Source organism: Mesorhizobium sp. CNPSo 4688 (genome assembly GCF_057784295.1).
Genome location: NZ_JBWLUY010000013.1, coordinates 35,260 through 52,934 on the forward strand (window position 1 = coordinate 35,260; position 17,675 = coordinate 52,934).

Sequence of the window (17,675 nt, forward strand, 5' to 3'; positions counted from 1 at the left end):
GCTCCCAGCGGTTCCCCGCCCGGAATTCTCTTGAAAACAAGGAGTTGCAGCGGTTCACCGATTCAAACGTTGAACCAGATCAAGCCAGGGCGTAACGGTTCACCACCATACCACAGGCATAGGCTCTCGAGCCGACGAGGCGCAGTTTTCTGAAGCCGCCCTGATCAAATATCCGCTCGCCGTCGCCGAGCGCCGCCGGATTGATGAACAGCTGGAACTCATCGACCAGCCCCGCCGCAATCAGCGCCGAGGCAAAGCCGGCGCCGCCGAATACCGCCATGTCGCCGCCGCCCTCGGCTTTCAGCGCCTTGACTTCACGCGGCAGGTCGCCGCTGGCAAGCGTCGTGCGCTCCCACCGGGATGCCGCGAGCTTGTCGCTCAGCACCACCTTGCGTGCCTCGACGATGCGTTGCGCAAAGGCGTAGAAGGGATCGCGCGGATAGTTTTTCGCCGCATTGCCCCAGTGGGTGAGGTAACCCTCTTCGGCCATCTTGCGGCTGAGCAGGATGGTGTCGATGCCGGCGAACACGGCGTTGAAATCGTGCTTCAATTCGTCGTCCCACGGTGAATTGCCGCCCCATTCCCAGAGCTGCCAGTGCTCGTCGCCGGCCGCACCGACAAAACCGTCGACCGACATCTGCATTTGCAGGATCAGCTTTCTCATCGTCGTTCTCCTCATTCGATCTAAGTGGCGTCCAGGTGGAAAGTGGTTTACTTTTGAAATCATTGACGCAAGGAGAAAATGGTGTCAATAGTAAAGTGATTTAAAAATGGAACCATAGAAATGTCGACCAGGGAAAGATCCGGTTGCCCCATCAGCCTCTCGCTCGAACTGCTCGGCGACCGCTGGACGCTGCTAATCGTCCGCGATCTGGTTTTCGCCGGGAAGACGCACTTCCGGGAGTTCCTGCTATCCGACGAGGGTATCTCGTCGCGCACGCTGGCCGAGAGGCTACAGACCTTGCAGGATGAGGGCATTGTCACCAAAAGCGACGACCCGACCCACAAGCTCAAGGCGATCTACCGGCTGACCGAGGCGGGCATCGACCTGCTGCCCGTGCTGGCGACGCTCGGCGCCTGGGGCAGCAAATACCGCAACGCCGATAACGAACTGGCCAGGATCGCCGACGAACTGGCCGCAGGCGGGGAGGTTGCCCTTGAGCAGATGAAGAAGAAGCTGCGCGCCGAGCATCTCGGCTAGGGCGCAACGCTGGCGTCCTCTTCGCGGCGATGGCCGGGCTACATCGACACGACGTCGCCCGGGTGACGCTATCATCATGCGTCACTAGCTTATCCTTCCCATCCCGCAAATTGCTGTGGCCTCAGCCCTGCCTGCCAGTGGCGGAAGCGGTTTGCGGCACGATTTCCTCCCCATATATTCGCGCAAGCTGATGTTTGTTGTGTAAGGTGGTCGTTGTGGTCGGCGTTGCCGTTTACCTCCCACGAAGAACCGGGGAGGAGCGCCGGGGCAGGAGCTTTGGCCTTCTCTCCATCATAATCTGGGAGTGTGCGCGTACGGGTGAAATGCCGATGGCCTGGCTTTCGGACGTCTCGCGCCGGCAGGCGGATGAAGGACCGCGCCCAGGACGTTGGTAGCACGAGCCGCTGAAGCAGCTGGAAGGAGGGGATTGTATGGGTGGATTTGCCGAAGTGCAGCGGCCGCAGACGGTGGCCGAACAGGTCGCCAATGTGCTGCGCGAGGCGATCGCCGACGGCAGCTTGGCGGACGGCACGGCGCTGCGCCAGGACGATCTTGCGCTGCGCTTCGGCTTCAGCCGCATGCCGATCCGCGACGCGTTGCGCCAACTCGAGGCCGAAGGGATCGTCCAGATCCACCCGACCAAGGGCGCGCATGTCGCCCGTATGGACGCCACCGAGATCAGGGAGATCTTTGCGCTGCGCGACCTACTTGAAAGCGAGGCGCTCAACCTGTCTGTCCCAAAGCTCGCCGGTGAAAAGCTCGACGAAGCCGCGCAGGTGCTCGCCCGCATCGACGCCGAGCCAGATGTCGCCCGTTGGGGCGCGCTGAACCGGACCTTCCATCTGGCGCTCTACAGCGCCTGCGGCAACGCCCGGCTGCTCAGCCTGATCGAAGCGCACCACAATGCCGCCGACCGTTATGTCCGCATGCTCCTGTCCAGCCTCGACTATCGCGGCGTCTCGCAGGCCGAACACCGCGAACTGCTCGCCGCCTGCCGCAAGCGCGACGCGGCGGAAGCCGTGCGCGTGTTGAAGAAACACCTCTCCGATGGCATGAAGACGCTGGCCAAGGCCGGGATGCTGCGCAAAGGGTGACTTGTCCCGCCTGCGCCTCTGCGCATAGCCTCAGCCAGCCCCGGCGGGAGGAGAATCGCTTGGACACGACTGTCGTGATTGTCGGTGCCGGCCCCGCCGGTCTAGCGGTCGGCGCCTGCCTGAAGCGGGCAGGGGTGGATTTCGTTATCCTCGAAAAAGCCGCGGAGGTGGCGCCCGCCTGGAGGCGTCACTATCGGCGGCTGCATCTGCATACGGTCAAGTCGTTCTCCTCGCTGCCGTTCTTGTCGTTCCCGAAGCACTATCCGCGCTACGTGCCGCGCGAACTGGTGGTCCGTTACCTCGACGACTACGCGCAAAAATTCGATTTGCGCCCGCGCTTCGGGGTGACGGTGAAAGCCATTCGCCGCGACGACAGCGGCTTTCTGGTCGAGACGGGATCGGAGAGCCTGACAGCGCGCCACGTCGTCGTCGCCAGCGGCAACAATGCCGAGCCGATCGTTCCGAGGCTCGCAGCCATCGAGGCCTTCAAGGGCGAAGTTCTGCACAGCGCCGACTATACGCGGGCCGCGCCATTTGCCGGCCGTTCGGTGCTGATCGTCGGCATGGGCAACACCGGCGCCGAGATCGCATTGGACCTTGCCGAAGGTGGCGCCAAGCCCACCATTTCGGTGCGCAAGGGCGTCCATATCGTGCCGCGCCAGCTGTTCGGCGTGCCGATTCAGATGGTCGGCATCGCCAGCCGGCCAATGCCGCAGGCGCTGAACGACTGGATGTTCCCGATCATTCTCGATTTCGCCCTGGGCAAGCTCGAAAAGTACGGCATCGTTCGGCCCAAGCAAGGCATCCTGCAGCAGATCGACGAGGTTGGCCGCATCCCGGTGATCGATGTCGGCACGGTGGACGCGATCACCAAAGGCGCCATCAGGATCGCGCCCGACATTGCGCGCTTCACCGAGCACGGCGCTGCGTTCGCCAACGGCAGGCAGGAAGCGTTCGACGCCGTCATCCTCGCCACCGGCTACCGGCCGGGCTACGAGAAATTTGTTCCGGCGGAGCTGCAACCGGAGCGCAGCGGCGTCAACGACCGCTCCTCCGAGCTCGGCCTCTACCTTGTCGGCTTCTACAATCCGGTCACCGGCCTGCTCAGGGAAATTGGACGCGAGGCGAAGGCGGTGGCGACTGACATTGCGCGCAGAGGCTGAACGCTGAGGCGCTCGATGTGCGGCGCTCACAGCGGAGGCGGCAAAACATCTCCCTCATCCAGCAGCCATTGCCGCACGGCTTGCGTCGGCTCGGGGTGGCGCTGCTTGCGCGGGATTACGACATAGAAATCCTGCGTGCCGCGCATCTCCGCGTGGATCGGCTGCACCAGCCGGCCGGCGGCAATGTCGGCTGCGACGAGAAACCGGCTGGCCAGCGCGATGCCCTGGCCGGCGATGGCGGCGTCGATCGCCAGGCCGGTCTGGTTGAAGCGCATGCGTTTGGCCTCAGTGGCCATCTTCAGGCCGAGCGCATTCTCCATGAACTCCGGCCACAGATTGTGCGCGTCGTGCAGCAGCACGTGATGCTGAATATCGGTCCGCGCGATCTCATTCGCGCCGGTCGGCAGCAGGGAAGGGCTGCAGATGGCGACGATCTGCTGTGGGAACAACAGGTCCACAATCAGTCCGGCGCCGAAGGGCGGGCGGCCTTGCCTGACCGCAATGTCGACGCCGTCGGCCTGGAAACTCGACAGGCTTTCGCTGGCCAGAATGCGCAGATCGACCAGCGGATTGTGCGCCACGAACTCGGGCAGTTTCGGGATCAGCCATTTGGTGGCAAAGCTCGGCGTCACGCTGATCGTCAGCCGCGCGGGTTCGGGCCGCAACAGCAAGGTGGCCTCCGAGATCAGGTCGAAGGCGCGGCGGATGTTGGGCACATAGGCGCGGCCTTCGTCGGTCAGCGCCAGGCCGCGCGGCAGCCGCTCGAACAGTTTTGCACCGAGATCGGCTTCCAGCCCGCGTATGTGCTGCGCCACCGCCCCTTGCGTCACGTTCAGCTCTTCGGCGGCGATGCGGAAGTTGAGATGACGTGCGGCGGCTTCGAAGGCGCGCAGCGCATTCAACGGCGGCAGGCTGAGGAAGGCTTCGGGCATGCAGTAGTTTTTCTACAGCTTGATTTCAGGCTTTCTGGTTCGAACCAGGGGACAAAACCGGTTATAGCATTGCTCGAACCCCTGAAACATGGCTTTCAGAGCCGGCCAACCCGCGCGAAGGAAAATCAACATGAGTGTAGAAAAAGTGGCAGTCGTCGTGGCCGGTGGCAGCGGCATGGGTGCGGCAGCGGCCAAGCGCCTGGCAGCCGACGGTTTCAAGGTTGCGATCCTGTCGTCCTCAGGCAAGGGCGAGGCGCTGGCCAAGGAACTTGGCGGCCTCGGCGTGACCGGCTCCAACCAGTCGAATGACGATCTGCAGCGGCTCGCCGACCTGACGCTCGAGCGCTACGGCCGCATCGACGTGCTGGTCAACAGCGGTGGCCACGGGCCGCGCGCGCCGATCCTCGAAATATCAGACGAGCAGTGGCACACCGGTATGGACGTCTATTTGCTCAACGTCATCCGGCCGGTGCGCATCGTGGCGCCGCAGATGGTCAAGCAGAAGGCCGGCGCCATCATCAACATCTCGACAGCCTGGGTGGTTGAGCCGAGTCCGATGTTCCCGACGTCCGCCGTGTTCCGCGCCGGCCTTGCCGCCTACACCAAGATCTTCGCCAACACCTACGCCGCCGACAATGTGCGCATGAACAACGTGCTGCCCGGCTGGATCGACAGCCTGCCGGCCACCGAGGAGCGCCGCGACAGCGTACCGATGCAGCGCTACGGCACCTCGGAGGAAATTGCCGCGACCATCGCCTTCCTCGCTTCCGAGGGCGCCGGTTATATCACCGGCCAGAACATCCGCGTCGACGGCGGCATCATCCGTGCCATCTGACGCATCGGCTTACCTGCCAATGGACCCCGGCGCGTTATTCCTTCACCGCGCCGGTCATCGAGGAAACATAGTGCTCGACGAAGAATGAATAGAGCACGACGACCGGCAGCGAGCCGATCAGCGCGCCCGCCATCAGCGCCCCCCATTCGTAGACGTCGGAGCGCACAAGCTCCGTCAGCACGCCCACCGGTACCGTCTTGTTTTCGGACGACTGGATGAACGTCAAGGCATAGATGAATTCGTTCCATGACAGGGTGAACGCGAATATGCCGGCTGAGATCAGGCCGGGCACCGACAGCGGCAGCACGATCTTGGTGAGAATCTGCCACCGGCTCGCCCCGTCTATCAGCGCGCATTCTTCCAGCTCGAACGGGATGGAGCGGAAGTAGCCCATCAAAAGCCATGTGCAGAAGGGGACCAGGAAGGTCGGGTAGGTAAGGATGAGTGCGAAGGGCGTGTCGTAAAGTCCAAGGTTGAACACCATCACCGACAGCGGAATGAACAGGATCGAGGGCGGTACTAGATAGGCGAGGAAGATGGCGAGGCCGACCTGCCGCGCCCCGGAAAATCGCAGCCGCTCGATCGCATAGGCAGCGAAGATCGACGCCAGCAGCGACAGGAACGTAGCGGCGGTCGAGATGATGATCGTGTTGAGCAGCCAGCCCGGATAGGATGTCTCGAACAAGAGATAGCGGATGTGCTCGAGTGTCGGATGGACCACCCAGAACGGATTGAACTGGGCATAGTCGGTCATTTCGAGATTGGGCTTAACCGCCGTGATCGTCATCCAGTAAAACGGAAACAGCAGCACGATCATGAACACCAGCAACGGCAGATAGACCGTCACCACGCGCCGCGGCACGCTTTGCAGGTAGCCCATGCCGCCTTCGTCGATGTTCGAACGTTTCGTCGTCTTGGTCGTGGCTGTCTTGGTCATGACCATCAGTCTCTTCCACCCTGCTGCCATTTGCGGCGTTGCAGGCCGAAATAGCTGAACAGGATCGCCGCCAGCAGGAACGGGATCATGGCAACCGCGATTGCCGCGCCCTCGCCAAGCTGGCCGCCGGAAATGCCGCGCTGGAAGGACAATGTCGCCATTAGATGCGTGGCATTCACTGGCCCGCCACGGGTCAGCACATAGATCAGCTGGAAATCGGTGAAGGTGAACAGCACCGAGAACGTCATGGTGATGGCGATGATCGGCGTCAGCAGCGGCAAAGTCACATAGCGAAACAATTGCCAGCGCGTGGCGCCGTCGAGCGTGGCGGCCTCGTAAAGCGACTGCGGGATCGTCTGCAGGCCGGCAAGCAGTGTGATGGCGACGAAAGGAATGCCGCGCCAGACATTGGCAGCGATGACCGAGGCTCGCGCGTTTGTCGGATCGCCGAGGAAATTGATGCGATGGTCGATCAGCCCCATCTGCTGCAGCGCCCAGGACAGGATGGAGAACTGCGAATCGTAGATCCACCAGAAGGCGATGGCCGACAGGACGGTCGGCACCACCCATGGCAGCAGGACTATCGCGCGGAAGAACGATTTGAATGGCAGGTTTTGGTTGAGGATAAGAGCCAGCCAGAGGCCGAGCACGAACTTCAGGATCGAAGCGCTGATCGTGTAGAGCAAGGTGTTGAAGACGGAGAGCCAGAAGACGTTGTCATTCCACAGATATTGGTAGTTCTCGGTGCCGATGAAGATGCCAGGGCGGCCGATGCGGGCGTCGGTGAAGCCGAGCCAGACGCCGAGCCCGAGCGGATAGGTCAAGAAAACCAGGAGCAGCGCCGCGGCCGGCAGCATGAAGCCGAAGCCAAGGGCATTGCGGCTTTCGGACAGGCGCGAAAAGATCGACGGACGCGGCTGGGCGGCAACGGACGGCACTGCCATGGACGGCTTCCTCAGGAGGTCTCCTTGGTCGGTCCGGGCGGCCGCCAAGCGATTTCAGGAACCGGGCCGGGCAGGCCGATGGCGGCTGCCCGGCTCGGTTGTGCTCTCAGACGCGGTAGTAGCGGTTGGCGCGCTTCTCCGCCTCTTCCATCGCCTCCTGCGGCGTCGCCTGGCCGGTTACGGCCTTGGCAAACATGTCAACCAGGACATAGTCGGCCATGGTCGCCGCCGAGGCGTAGCCGAGCGGCCCGGCAAAGCCGTTGGGACGCAGCGTCGCCGAGGCTTTCGCGTAAGCGGCATTGTTCGGGTCGGCGGTCCACACAGGGTTGCTGTCGAAGGCCTTGAGCGTCTGGCAGCAATAGCCGGCCGAGGAGGTGATCCAGTCCGTCATTTGCGGATCCTCGAACATGAACTGCAGGTAGGCCTTGGCCGCATTGGGGTAGGGCGTGTAGTTGAAGATGACGGCCGTTGTCACCTGGAACAGTTCGACGGATTTTCCCACAGGACCGATAGGCAGGTTGGTCGTGCGGATGTCCTTGGCGATTTCTGCCAGTTTCGGATCGTTGTCCTTGTTGGTCTTGGCCGTGTAGTAGGCCGAAATGCCGTTGGCGATGACACCCAGTTCGCCGGCCAGGAAGGCACGGTTGTTGTTCACGTCGAGCCAGCTCTCAGTCCCGGGAATGAAGGTCTTGTAGAGCGCTTGCGCGTACTCGATCGCCTTTAGCGTCTCGGGGCTGTTGATGACCACCTTGCCGCTCTCGTCGACCATCTGGCCGCCATGACTCCACAACAGCCAGTGAGCGTAGTTGTTGCCGTCGCCGACGCCGTGACCGTGTGTGAAGCCGGCCGGATGTCCCTTTGCCTGCAACGCCTTGCAAAGCTCGAGGAAGCCTGCCGTGTCCTTCGGAAACTCCGAGAAGCCAGCCTCCTTCACCCAGCTTTCGCGATAGACGATGGCATTGCCGATCGTGGCCAGAGGCAGGCCGATAAATTTGCCGTCCCGTGTCGCATATTGCTTGGGCCCGTCGTGCCAGCCGCCGTATTTCGAACCCAGATACTCACCCAATTCCGTCACGTCGTGCAGCTTGTCGGGATACTGGTGCGGGTCGTCGAACCAGACGAGCATGAGGTCCGGGCCGGAGCCGACATTGGCGGCAACCGCCGCCTTGGGGCGAATGTCCTCCCAGCTTTCCTTGTCGACGCGAACCTCGACACCTGTCGCCTCGGTGAACCGCTTGGTGTTGGCTAGCCATTGAGTCTCATCGCCCGAGACGAAAGGCGACCAGCGAAGCAGCCGCAGCTTCGCGCCGTCCTCAGGCTTGTATTTCAGCCCCTCCTGGGCAAAAGCGGGCGAGCCGACGAAGCGGCTTCCCAAGGCTCCCGCCGCAACACCTGCGGTCGTACGGATTACATCGCGTCTCGTGAATTTCATTGTCGTCTCCTCCGGTTTATTTCCTTGCAGCGCGGTCCTTACCATCCAGTACGTGTTTCAAAACGTGTTCCGGTTTTGCCGTCGAACAGATGAATCAAGCCGGGCGCGGCGGCGAGCCGTATGGTCTCGCCCGGCGTGAAGTCATGGCGTTCCCGGAAATTCGCGACGATCTCGTCACCGCCGGCGGTCCGGCCGATGAGTTGCACTTCCGACCCCGTCGGCTCGACCACCACGACGGTGACCGGAATGCCCTGATCGGATGACAGGCGCAGATGCTCGGGTCGTATTCCCAGCACCACCGGATGACCATTGGCGACGGCCGGCGCGGCGGTCAACGGCAGGGAAATTCCCCCGGCGCCGCGAAAGGACGGGGAGCCGTCGGTTGCGATTTCACCCTTGATCAGGTTCATGGCCGGCGAGCCGATGAAGCTGGCTACGAAGAGATTGTTGGGCCTGTCGTAGAGTTCCAGCGGCGGCCCGATCTGCTCGACGATGCCGTCGTGCATGACGACGATCTTGTCGGCCATGGTCATGGCCTCGATCTGGTCGTGAGTGACATAGACCGTCGTGGTCTTGAGACGCTGGTGCAATTCCTTGATCTCGGCGCGCATCTGCACCCTGAGCTTGGCGTCGAGATTGGACAGTGGTTCGTCGAACAGGAAAACCTGCGGATCGCGTACGATCGCCCGGCCCATGGCGACGCGCTGGCGCTGGCCGCCAGAAAGCTGACGTGGATAGCGCGTCAGCAATGGCAGCAGCCCCAGAATTTCGGCCGCGCGCTGAACGCCGGCATCGCTTTCTGCTTCCGAAACACCCTTGAGCATTAGCGAGAACGCCATGTTCTCGGCCACGGTCATATGCGGGTAGAGCGCATAGTTCTGGAAGACCATGGCGACGTCGCGCTCTTTTGGCGCAACGTTGTTGACGACACGCTCGCCAATGGCGATCTGGCCGCGCGAAATCTTTTCCAGGCCGGCGATCATCCTGAGAAGGGTCGATTTCCCGCAACCCGACGGCCCCACCAGTGTGACGAACTCGCCGTCATTAATGTTCACACTGACGCCATGCAGAACCTCTACGGTCCCGAACGATTTGTAAACGTCGCCGATCGCGACAGACGCCATCGATTTCCTCCCGAACAGCTTCTTGCGACGCCCCGAAGGAAACCGCTCCTCTCCCGCCTCGCGACCGTCTCCCATTCCCCAATAGGTCGCGCTGCAAGCAGACGGTAGCGCTACCAAGCCTGCCTGTAAAGCGGCCACGCGGCCGGTGCTCTTATCGTTCGAAGGCTCGGCGCAACGACTGGCAGTTCGGCTAACTACCCTCCATTCACAAAAGCCAGCACCAGCTTCTGCAAATTGCCACCAGGACCGAATTCGACCTTGTCGAAGTCGCGGCTGGCCTGCCGCTGCGCCAGTGAGATCTGGGCAAGCTGCCGGGTCAACTCGGTCCTGATCTTTGTGCAGCCGGGGTCGTCGGCGACGGTCATGCCGACGCTGATCGCTTCGATCTTGCGCACCATCTCGACGATGGCTGCGCCATGCACCTTTTCATGGGCGGCGAGCCCGGCGGCGAAAATCTCCCAGCTCTTCTGCACGGCGGGCGACAGCGGCGCGGCCGGCTTTGGCAAAGTGTAGGTTATGATGAGTTTCGGCCGCGCCGATTTGAGCACGCAGGCGCCGCCTTGCGGCTTGTAGTCCCGGGTCCAGGTCAGCTTGAAATTGGTGTGCGCAATGACGCGGCCTTTGCCCAGCAAAGGGCCCGCTTCGCCGATCGAAGCGTAGAGTTCGGGCCCGCTCTGGCCTGATATGGCGTAGGTCTCGACCTTCTCGACCGGCTTCCAGTCGGCGCGGGCGGGCGAGGCGAGCAGCGACGCCGCCAGCAGGGCGAACAAAACGACTGGTTTCATGCTGATGTCAAAGGGCCGCCAAGGGGTTACGCCCTTCCTCTAGCATCGCGCGCGCCGGCTGACAAAGCCGTCGCAGGATTCAACCGCCCCGGCAAGCGGCGTCGTAGTCCGCCAGCACCTGGCCGACCGCTGCATGAAAAATCGCCTCGGGATTGCCGGCTGGTCCAAGCCCGGCCGGCAGCGTCGGCAGGAACTGCCGTATCAGCGTTTCGGGAATGGCCACGTCGGTGAGCGCCTTGCGCAGCCGGTCGACAGCGGCGACGGCGGCGGGGTTGCTCCAATAGTAGCGGATACGGTCGCTGTAGCTGTAGTGCCGCTGCAGATAGAGGGCCGCTTCGCTGCCATGATAATGGCCGTGCCAATGGCCGGGTGCTGCCAGCATCACGTGCTCCATGGTGCGGGCGAGTGGCCTTTCGCCATAATCCGCGACCATTTCGGAGGCGATCAGGTCGAGACCGTAAAACGCCTCGCGCAGGGCAAATGTCAGGCCCGGGCCGACCTTGAGGATCGGAAAGCCGTTTGCGACAAGTGCCGTCAGCGCCGTGCGGCTCTGATAGTCGGTGGAATGCGCCTCGTAGACCAGCGACGGCTGCTCATTGAGCAATCCGGTCAGGCCTTTCGATTTTTCCGGCACATAGGCGACGACATTCTGGCTGCCGAACTCCACGCCTGGCTGCACCACCACAGCGATAACACGGCCAAAGGCTTCCGTCAGGCCTTCGCGGGCAAAGATGTCGCGATGAATCTCGATCGTGCGCCGCGCCGCCGCCGCATCGGTCGGCTTCAGCTCGCTGATCGTGTGGTCGACACCGCCGGGGGCGGGGACTTCAGTCCCGATGATGTAGTCCGGCAAGGTGCGGCCGGTGGCACGCGCCGCCGTCTCGGCCGCCTTGGCCAGCCGCGCCGCCCTGATAGCGATGGTTTCGTCGTCGAGTGCAGTCGGCTCGCCGGCGCATCCCATCGAGGCGTCGAGATGGATCTTGCTGAAGCCGGCTTTGACATAGGCACTGACCATGGTTTCGGCCTTGTCCATCGCCTGTGCTGCCGGCTCGGCGCGCCACGGGTTCGGTCCCAGATGATCGCCACCGAAGAGGATGCGCGAGGCGTCCAGTCCCTCCTCGCCGGCAATCTTCAGCACGAAGGCCACGAACATCTCCGGCGTCATCCCGGTGTAGCCCCCGAACTGGTTGACCTGATTGCAGGTCGCCTCGATCAGCAGGGTGGCTTCCTTGTCCGCGACGGCGCGCCGTATCGCCGTCTGGATCACGACAGGATGGGCCGAGCAGATCGAGGTGATGCCGTAGGGCGATCCGTTTCTGCGCGCGGCGGCGAGACCTGCAAGCGGGCTCATGTCCGCCTCGCAGTGCCTGCGATGAATTGGTCAAGCACGTCGAAGCCCGCAACGCCTTCCATCGGGCCTTGCCGCGTGACGTTGCGGGCGCCGGCGGCGTTGGCATAGAGCAGTGCTTTGCCCGGCTCCATCCCCTGGCGTCGGCAGGTCAGGTACGTGGCGCCAAAGCAATCGCCGGCGCCGGTCGGGTCGACTTCTTCGACGTGGAAACCCGCGCAGTCGATCCGGGTACCATCGGCGCCGAACCAGGACGAGCCGTCGGCGCCGCGCTTCAGCACGATCTCGCCGACGCCTCTGGCAAACAGCGCCGTCACCGCCTGTTGCTCGTCATCGACGCCGGCCGCGGCCAGCAATTCGCCGCCGGACGGCAGCAGCAGGTCGGCATCATCGGCCAGTGCTGAAAACAGCGCGCCGTCGGCACCGTCAATCAACTCCTTGCGCATGTTCGGGTCGAAGGAGGTCGAACCGCCGCGGGCGCGCACTGCCTGCGCGGCGTAAGTGACGATTTCCCTCAGCCCGGCCACCGACAACGTCGACCCCATAATGTGCAGATGGCCGGCTCTATCCGCCAGCAGACGTGCAGCGGGGGTGAGGCGGATTTGGCCGGCGGCGGATTCGGCGATGTTGTAGACAAAGTCGCGGCTGCCATCGGGCCGGTAGCGCACGAACGCGCTTCCGGTGGGGTAGCGGTCGCTGACATCAACAGCCGAAACATCGACGCCGTCGCGCTTCAGCCTCTCCAGATTGAGCGTGCCGAAATCGTCACGCCCGATGCAGCCGATAATGCCGGCGCCGCCGCCCAGTTGTGCGACCTGATCGATGAAGATTGCTGGCGCGCCGCTAGGGAATGGCCCTGTCAGTGTCTGCGGCTTGAGGAAGCCAAAACCCCGTTCGGTCGCCATGATCTCGACCAGGATTTCGCCGGCCACAATCGTCGGCCCCACGGCCTCGGCGGCGATCTCGCTGCGGCGCGAAAGGCTCATGCTTCCTCCTCATTCCACCCGACTGCCCGTGGGCATGGCCGTCCAAGCCTGTTGCCGGGGTAAATCGCAGCGATGGCGAAGTCAACGAAACTTTACGCGCGTATATTTTATTCTTTCAGCGCGCTGATATCGCAGGATTCGGGTGGCTGCTGTTAGGCCACATGCAAAGCAGGCGGCGACCGCAGCGAAAGGAAAGACCATGCGCACGCTTCATGGGGCAAGTCTGCTCCAGATGTCATCGCCGCCAGAACGGCTTGGCAAGCTCGATCTCGACCTGCTCCATGGTCAGGCCGATGTCGTCGATCAATTCGGGCGTGTCCCTCGCCATCAGCGCCAGCTCCTCGCGAAACAGGGCACGCTCGGACCATGTGGTAATCAGGCCGATCAGGCCCAGCCGGCGCTCAGAGCGGCTGGTCGCGCTGGCCGGCGGTTGGCGAAGGTCGAACTGCACGGCATCGTAAAGCCCGGATACGGTGGTCAGCATGGTTCTCATCGCTTTGCTCCTCGGCATGAAGGGCCCTGTTCGGAGGGCATGCGAGAAGCTTCGGCCTCAGACGGCGATCGCGCCATCGGCCAGATGCGGTGTTTGGGGTCCTGCATTTGTAGTATTTTGCTGCAGCTGCAGTTGAAATCGTGCCGATCCGATGACAGGAAAATTGCCATGAACCGCATTGCGACGTCTTCACCGGCTGGCGCGCTATCGGACCGCGAGCGTGCGGTGGCGGAAAAATTTGCCTCGGGCCTGACCTATCGCGAGATCGGCGAGGCGCTGTTCATCGCCCCTTCGACGGTCCGCACCCATCTCGCCGCGATCTATGACAAGCTCGGCGTCAACAACAAGATCGCGCTTGCGTCGCACATCAATGGCGCCGCCGTGCTTGCGCGTTCGCCGGCCGAGGCTCTGCCGGTGCTCGCCATGTTTCCGATCGAATGCCTGAACGCCGAGGAGCGCTGGCGTCGCTTTGCCGATGGCCTGTCATCGGACATCGCCATCGACCTGGCGCGCTACGCCGATCTGCCGGTCATCGCTTTCCACACCATGAAAGCGTTGGGCAGCACCCCCGCCGATTTCATTGCCGACGGCAAGGCGCTCGGCGCTACCTATGTCGTCTCCGGTCAGCTGCGCGCGGACGACCGGCGTGTCCGGCTGACGATCGAACTGGCTGACGCTCAGAACGGCGTCAGCCTGTGGAGCGATCGCTTCGATCGCCCGCTGGAGGATGTGTTCGCCTTGCAGGATAGCCTGACCGAAAGCGTCATCAACGTGCTGGCTGGATGTGGTGGAGCGATTGCTACCGTCGGCCGCAACGCCATTCGCCGCAAGCCGCCCGCCAGCCTGCGCGCCTATGACCTCTATCTGCTTGGTGTCGAGCAGCACAACACCTTCAGCCGCGAAGGCAATGCGGCGGCGATCCGGCTGCTGTCACGCGCGCTCGAGCTCGATCCCGGCCTGGTCAGGGGCTGGATTGAGCTCGCTTACGCCTATTCGATCCAGTCCTGCCACGGCTTCGGCGGCGATCTGAAAGGGGCGATCGAAAGGTGGCGGGGGGCGGTCGAAAATGCGCTCCGACTCGACCCTATGGACTGCAGCGCTCAAACCTGCCTGGGCGACCTCATGGGATGCCTTGGCGATCTCGATGCGGCGGAGCGCGCCTACCAGCGCGCTTTCGAATACGGTGCCAACCATGCCGACACGCTGGCGCTGCTGGCCGGCAGCAGGGCCCTGGTCACTGGCGATCCGGCCGAGGCGATCCCGCTGATGGAACGCGCCATGCGCCTCAACCCGCTGGCGCCGTCCTGGTATTTCGGCATGCAGGGCCGCATCCTGTTCGCCGCCGGCAGGCATCGCGAGGCCATCGCATCGCTGCGCAGGGGCGCGCCGGATTCCCCCAACATCCTGATGTTCCTGACGCTGGCGCACACGGCGGTCGGGGATGGCTCGGAGGCCGCCGTGTTTGCCGCTCGGCTCCACGCAGAATTCCCCGAGTTTTCGGTCGACCGCTTCATCGCCGGCTATCCCGTGACCAACCCTGATGCCGCGCAGGCCATCCGTCACGCCGCAAAGCTGGCGAAGCTCGGCTGAGACCGGGTCAGAGGGGCGCTGTCCCGCCGGCTTCGAAGCGCGTGGCTTGACCCGCGACCCCGTCGCGGGAAACGGGTGGCCACTACGCGGCCGGCGTGCAAACTTATGCTGGTCGCACGAAAGGGACAGCCATGCTCACGCTTCATGATTACCTGCCATCGCAAAACGGCTGGAAGGCGAGGGTCGTGCTCGGGCTGCTCGACATTCCCTACAAGAGCCGCCTGGTGTCGATCTTCGAGGGCGAGAGCCATACTGACGCCTTTCTGAAACTCAACCCGGCCGGCGCCGTCCCGGTGCTCGAGCTAGAGGATGGCCGCGCGATTGCTGAATCGAATGCGATCCTCATTTACCTCGCCGAAGGCACGCCGTTTCTGCCGGCCGACCGCTATGTCAATGCCAAGATCATGCAATGGCTGTTCTTCGAACAGTACCATGTCGAGCCGGTCATCGGCTCGCTGCGTTTCTGGACGCTGACCGGAAGGCTGGAGCGCAACCAGGCTATGGTCACGGCCAAGCGCGAGGCCGGCGCCCGCACGCTCGCCGCGCTGGAGCGCAGCCTGACCGACACGCCGTTCCTTGTCGGCGACACGCTCACCATCGCCGACATCGCCGTCTATGCCTACGGCCACCTGGCCGAAGATTGCGGCTATGCGCTGGCGGATTTTCCGGCGGTCCTCGCCTGGATGGGTCGGGTGGCGGATACCATCGGTCCCGGCTACCCCGTACATGTCTACGGCATCGATCCGCATTCGGGTGTCTGACGGCAAAAGCCGCGCGTTCACCTTGTCTGGTCGAAAACAAGACCCAGATTCTGCTCTGTCGGCGGTTTTCGAGCTCCGCCGGCTGGATGCCGGATCCCGGCGTCATCTCGACGACAGGCCGGCACCTTGCATGGAGGTGACCATGACACGCGACGACATCATTTCGGTGTTGGGGCCGGTAGACGAGGCGGTCATTGCCGACATCGCGCTGACCGACGCCAGCCTTGAAGAACTGCGCGAGGCCTTCGCCTGGCTCGGTGCCGACGAGGCGCTGGTCAACGAGGGCCGCCCCTTGCCGGGAACGAAGGTGGCGCGGCTGATCGAAATTCTCGATATGCCGGACGACGAGGACGGGCCGGTGGTGCCGGCGATGGGGTTTCAGTAGGGCCTCATTTCTACGCCCTCGACAGCAGCCTGCGCATTATCACTGAGGCATGGCCGCCGACGCCGTGCGCGGCCGGCCGGCGCTCGACCGCTTCGAAGCCGTGCTTGCGGTAGAAGGCGATCGCCCGGTCGTTGCCTTCGATCACTTCCAGCGCAATGCTGGGAATCCCGGCATGGGCGGCGAGTACCGCGTGCAGCAGGTCGGTGGCGAGCCCGCTGCCGAATTCGGTCTTGTCGATATGCAGCCGGTCGAGCAGGACGTCGCCGCGATCGTCCATCGCCGCCATCGCATAGCCGGCGATCGAACCGTCCGGTCGTTCGGCGACGAAGGACATCTTGTTGTCATCCAGCAATTCAGCGGCCAGCCGCGCGGGCGCATGCTTGTCGTCCGAGAGCCGCGCGGTGGTCTCGGGCCCCATGATCGGTGAATAGGTGCGGCGCCAGGATTCGCCCAACAACCGTGATACCGACGGCACGTCTCTTGCGGTCATGGTTCTGATCTGGGTCATTGCGATGATCATGCCAAGATCGCGCCGGCAATCAAGAGCCGCGCATGGGTGCGAAAGAGGGCGCCCTAGCGGTCGATCGTCGTCATCACCCGCTCATTGTAGCGCGGGCCCGAGACCTTGCCGGGTGCCAGCGCCGCGTCGAGAGCGGCCATCTCGGCCGCGTCGAGCGTGATCGCCGCCGCGGCGACATTTTCTTCGAGATACTTCCTCCGCTTGGTGCCTGGGATTGGAACGATGTCGATGCCGAAACCGTCGCCCTTGGCGAGCACCCAGGCCAGCGCGATCTGCGCAGGCTTTACCCGCTTGGCGCTGGCCACCTCCTGCACAGCGGTGGCGGCTGCGACATTGGCGTCGAAATTGGCGCCCTGGTAGCGCGGATCGCCGCGCCGGAAATCGCCTTCGGGATACTCCTCGGCGCGCTTGACGTCGCCGGCGAGGAAGCCGCGGCCGAGCGGCGCGAATGGCACCAGGCCGATGCCAAGCTTCTTAAGCAGCGGGATGATTTCCGGCTCCAGGTTGCGCTCCCACAGCGAATATTCGCTCTGCAGCGCCGACACCGGATGCACGGCATGCGCGCGGGCGATGTTGGCCGCACCTGCCTCCGACAGGCCGAAGAACCGCACCTTGCCCTCGGCGACCAGCCGGCTGATCGTGCCGGCGACGTCTTCCATCGGCACCGCAGGATCGACGCGGTGCTGGTAGTAGAGGTCGACATGGTCGGTGCCGAGCCGCTTAAGCGAGCCTTCCAGCGCCTCGCGGATATGCTCAGGCCGGCTGTCACGCTCGGTGCCGACCTGTCTGCCGTTTTCGATGCGGAAGCCGAATTTGGTGGCAAGGGTTACCGCATCGCGCCGGCCCTTCAGCGCTCGCCCGAGCAATTCTTCATTGGCATAGGCGCCGTAGACTTCCGCCGTGTCGAGGAAGGTACAGCCGAGTTCGATGGCGTGGTGCAAGGTGGCGATCGATTCCGCCTCGTCGGCCGGCCCGTAGGACTGGCTCATTCCCATGCAGCCGAGGCCAATCACGGAGACCTGCAGCCCTTGGCTGCCGAGTTTGCGTGTTCTCAATGTCATTGTCTGTGATCTCCGGGAGGGTAGATGGAGTTATAGGAGCCGCTCGCCCAACTTCCAGAGACGCTCGGCGAATTCCGCATCGAT

19 protein-coding genes are annotated in these 17,675 nt (G+C 63.4%); 7 read left to right on the forward strand and 12 right to left on the reverse strand.

All coding sequences use genetic code 11. The features are described from left to right. Nucleotides 1-79: 79 nt before the first annotated feature. Nucleotides 80-664, reverse strand: coding sequence for a dihydrofolate reductase family protein (locus AC04SH_RS24000; RefSeq protein WP_488576931.1), 585 nt, complete (start codon nucleotides 662-664; stop codon nucleotides 80-82). 120 nt (nucleotides 665-784) lie between these two features. Between AC04SH_RS24000 and AC04SH_RS24005 the strand changes: the two genes are divergently transcribed. The 3 genes from AC04SH_RS24005 to AC04SH_RS24015 all read left to right on the forward strand — a co-directional run bounded on the left by AC04SH_RS24005 (nucleotide 785) and on the right by AC04SH_RS24015 (nucleotide 3,458). Beyond that, nucleotides 785-1,201: a winged helix-turn-helix transcriptional regulator gene (locus tag AC04SH_RS24005; protein WP_488576932.1), complete on the forward strand. Its 417-nt coding sequence runs from the start codon at nucleotides 785-787 to the stop codon at nucleotides 1,199-1,201. A gap of 431 nt (nucleotides 1,202-1,632) precedes the next feature. After that, nucleotides 1,633-2,295 carry a GntR family transcriptional regulator gene (locus AC04SH_RS24010; RefSeq protein WP_488576933.1) on the forward strand — a complete coding sequence of 221 codons (663 nt, stop codon included), beginning with the start codon at nucleotides 1,633-1,635 and terminating at the stop codon, nucleotides 2,293-2,295. A 59-nt stretch (nucleotides 2,296-2,354) separates the two neighbouring features. Then, nucleotides 2,355-3,458, forward strand: coding sequence for a flavin-containing monooxygenase (locus tag AC04SH_RS24015; RefSeq protein ID WP_488576934.1), 1,104 nt, complete (start codon nucleotides 2,355-2,357; stop codon nucleotides 3,456-3,458). Nucleotides 3,459-3,484: 26 nt separating this feature from the next. Here AC04SH_RS24015 and gcvA read toward each other — a convergent pair whose 3' ends face one another. Continuing rightward, nucleotides 3,485-4,390, reverse strand: coding sequence for a transcriptional regulator GcvA (gene gcvA, locus AC04SH_RS24020; RefSeq protein ID WP_488576935.1), 906 nt, complete (start codon nucleotides 4,388-4,390; stop codon nucleotides 3,485-3,487). A gap of 130 nt (nucleotides 4,391-4,520) precedes the next feature. Here gcvA and AC04SH_RS24025 point away from each other — a divergent pair, with 130 nt between their 5' ends. Then, complete coding sequence (locus tag AC04SH_RS24025) at nucleotides 4,521-5,225, forward strand: SDR family oxidoreductase (RefSeq protein ID WP_488576936.1); 705 nt, start codon at nucleotides 4,521-4,523, stop codon at nucleotides 5,223-5,225. Between the two features lie 34 nt (nucleotides 5,226-5,259). Here AC04SH_RS24025 and AC04SH_RS24030 read toward each other — a convergent pair whose 3' ends face one another. The 8 genes from AC04SH_RS24030 to AC04SH_RS24065 all read right to left on the reverse strand — a co-directional run bounded on the left by AC04SH_RS24030 (nucleotide 5,260) and on the right by AC04SH_RS24065 (nucleotide 13,274). Further along, entirely contained in the window at nucleotides 5,260-6,162 is a 903-nt protein-coding gene (locus AC04SH_RS24030; RefSeq protein ID WP_488576937.1) for a carbohydrate ABC transporter permease, read from the reverse strand. A 5-nt stretch (nucleotides 6,163-6,167) separates the two neighbouring features. Then, on the reverse strand, nucleotides 6,168-7,019 hold the full coding sequence (locus AC04SH_RS24035; RefSeq protein ID WP_488577059.1) for a carbohydrate ABC transporter permease: 852 nt from the start codon (nucleotides 7,017-7,019) through the stop codon (nucleotides 6,168-6,170). 193 nt (nucleotides 7,020-7,212) lie between these two features. Next, nucleotides 7,213-8,538, reverse strand: a complete 1,326-nt coding sequence (locus AC04SH_RS24040; protein ID WP_477234443.1) for an ABC transporter substrate-binding protein — start codon at nucleotides 8,536-8,538, stop codon at nucleotides 7,213-7,215. 38 nt (nucleotides 8,539-8,576) lie between these two features. After that, the gene (locus AC04SH_RS24045; RefSeq protein ID WP_488576938.1) at nucleotides 8,577-9,662 is read right to left on the reverse strand and encodes an ABC transporter ATP-binding protein; all 1,086 of its coding nucleotides are present in this window, start codon (nucleotides 9,660-9,662) and stop codon (nucleotides 8,577-8,579) included. 194 nt (nucleotides 9,663-9,856) lie between these two features. Then, nucleotides 9,857-10,447 (reverse strand): DUF922 domain-containing Zn-dependent protease, encoded by a 591-nt coding sequence (locus AC04SH_RS24050; protein WP_488576939.1) that lies wholly within the window; start codon nucleotides 10,445-10,447, stop codon nucleotides 9,857-9,859. Between the two features lie 79 nt (nucleotides 10,448-10,526). Beyond that, the gene (locus AC04SH_RS24055) at nucleotides 10,527-11,798 is read right to left on the reverse strand and encodes a D-tagatose-bisphosphate aldolase, class II, non-catalytic subunit (RefSeq protein ID WP_488576940.1); all 1,272 of its coding nucleotides are present in this window, start codon (nucleotides 11,796-11,798) and stop codon (nucleotides 10,527-10,529) included. Then, on the reverse strand, nucleotides 11,795-12,781 hold the full coding sequence (locus tag AC04SH_RS24060) for a tagatose kinase (RefSeq protein ID WP_477234435.1): 987 nt from the start codon (nucleotides 12,779-12,781) through the stop codon (nucleotides 11,795-11,797). Before AC04SH_RS24060 ends, AC04SH_RS24055 begins: the two co-directional genes overlap by 4 nt. Nucleotides 12,782-13,016: 235 nt before the next feature. Beyond that, complete coding sequence (locus AC04SH_RS24065) at nucleotides 13,017-13,274, reverse strand: DUF1127 domain-containing protein (RefSeq protein ID WP_488576941.1); 258 nt, start codon at nucleotides 13,272-13,274, stop codon at nucleotides 13,017-13,019. A gap of 168 nt (nucleotides 13,275-13,442) precedes the next feature. Here AC04SH_RS24065 and AC04SH_RS24070 point away from each other — a divergent pair, with 168 nt between their 5' ends. The 3 genes from AC04SH_RS24070 (at nucleotide 13,443) to AC04SH_RS24080 (ending at nucleotide 16,010) form a co-directional block, all read left to right on the forward strand. Next, entirely contained in the window at nucleotides 13,443-14,864 is a 1,422-nt protein-coding gene (locus AC04SH_RS24070) for a LuxR C-terminal-related transcriptional regulator (protein ID WP_488576942.1), read from the forward strand. A 131-nt stretch (nucleotides 14,865-14,995) separates the two neighbouring features. Further along, on the forward strand, nucleotides 14,996-15,625 hold the full coding sequence (locus tag AC04SH_RS24075; protein WP_488576943.1) for a glutathione S-transferase family protein: 630 nt from the start codon (nucleotides 14,996-14,998) through the stop codon (nucleotides 15,623-15,625). Nucleotides 15,626-15,767: 142 nt separating this feature from the next. Then, nucleotides 15,768-16,010 carry a hypothetical protein gene (locus tag AC04SH_RS24080; protein WP_477403438.1) on the forward strand — a complete coding sequence of 81 codons (243 nt, stop codon included), beginning with the start codon at nucleotides 15,768-15,770 and terminating at the stop codon, nucleotides 16,008-16,010. A 10-nt stretch (nucleotides 16,011-16,020) separates the two neighbouring features. Here the strand turns inward: AC04SH_RS24080 and AC04SH_RS24085 are convergent, their stop codons facing one another. Further along, entirely contained in the window at nucleotides 16,021-16,518 is a 498-nt protein-coding gene (locus tag AC04SH_RS24085) for a GNAT family N-acetyltransferase (protein WP_488576944.1), read from the reverse strand. Nucleotides 16,519-16,583: 65 nt separating this feature from the next. Then, nucleotides 16,584-17,591 (reverse strand): aldo/keto reductase, encoded by a 1,008-nt coding sequence (locus tag AC04SH_RS24090; RefSeq protein WP_488576945.1) that lies wholly within the window; start codon nucleotides 17,589-17,591, stop codon nucleotides 16,584-16,586. Between the last annotated feature and the right edge of the window lie 84 nt (nucleotides 17,592-17,675).

Bases quoted from the DNA above. Each gene is read 5' to 3' on its own strand.
- gcvA (WP_488576935.1), bottom strand. From the start codon at position 4,390: ATGCCCGAAGCCTTCCTCAGCCTGCCGCCGTTGAATGCGCTGCGCGCC.
- AC04SH_RS24075 (WP_488576943.1), top strand. From the start codon at position 14,996: ATGCTCACGCTTCATGATTACCTGCCATCGCAAAACGGCTGGAAGGCG.
- AC04SH_RS24085 (WP_488576944.1), bottom strand. From the start codon at position 16,518: ATGACCCAGATCAGAACCATGACCGCAAGAGACGTGCCGTCGGTATCA.
- AC04SH_RS24045 (WP_488576938.1), bottom strand. From the start codon at position 9,662: ATGGCGTCTGTCGCGATCGGCGACGTTTACAAATCGTTCGGGACCGTA.
- AC04SH_RS24080 (WP_477403438.1), top strand. From the start codon at position 15,768: ATGACACGCGACGACATCATTTCGGTGTTGGGGCCGGTAGACGAGGCG.
- AC04SH_RS24005 (WP_488576932.1), top strand. From the start codon at position 785: ATGTCGACCAGGGAAAGATCCGGTTGCCCCATCAGCCTCTCGCTCGAA.
- AC04SH_RS24055 (WP_488576940.1), bottom strand. From the start codon at position 11,798: ATGAGCCCGCTTGCAGGTCTCGCCGCCGCGCGCAGAAACGGATCGCCC.
- AC04SH_RS24090 (WP_488576945.1), bottom strand. From the start codon at position 17,591: ATGACATTGAGAACACGCAAACTCGGCAGCCAAGGGCTGCAGGTCTCC.
- AC04SH_RS24070 (WP_488576942.1), top strand. From the start codon at position 13,443: ATGAACCGCATTGCGACGTCTTCACCGGCTGGCGCGCTATCGGACCGC.
- AC04SH_RS24030 (WP_488576937.1), bottom strand. From the start codon at position 6,162: ATGACCAAGACAGCCACGACCAAGACGACGAAACGTTCGAACATCGAC.
- AC04SH_RS24065 (WP_488576941.1), bottom strand. From the start codon at position 13,274: ATGAGAACCATGCTGACCACCGTATCCGGGCTTTACGATGCCGTGCAG.
- AC04SH_RS24050 (WP_488576939.1), bottom strand. From the start codon at position 10,447: ATGAAACCAGTCGTTTTGTTCGCCCTGCTGGCGGCGTCGCTGCTCGCC.
- AC04SH_RS24000 (WP_488576931.1), bottom strand. From the start codon at position 664: ATGAGAAAGCTGATCCTGCAAATGCAGATGTCGGTCGACGGTTTTGTC.
- AC04SH_RS24040 (WP_477234443.1), bottom strand. From the start codon at position 8,538: ATGAAATTCACGAGACGCGATGTAATCCGTACGACCGCAGGTGTTGCG.
- AC04SH_RS24025 (WP_488576936.1), top strand. From the start codon at position 4,521: ATGAGTGTAGAAAAAGTGGCAGTCGTCGTGGCCGGTGGCAGCGGCATG.
- AC04SH_RS24010 (WP_488576933.1), top strand. From the start codon at position 1,633: ATGGGTGGATTTGCCGAAGTGCAGCGGCCGCAGACGGTGGCCGAACAG.
- AC04SH_RS24035 (WP_488577059.1), bottom strand. From the start codon at position 7,019: ATGCTGCCGGCCGCGGCGCTGCTCCTGGTTTTCTTGACCTATCCGCTC.
- AC04SH_RS24060 (WP_477234435.1), bottom strand. From the start codon at position 12,781: ATGAGCCTTTCGCGCCGCAGCGAGATCGCCGCCGAGGCCGTGGGGCCG.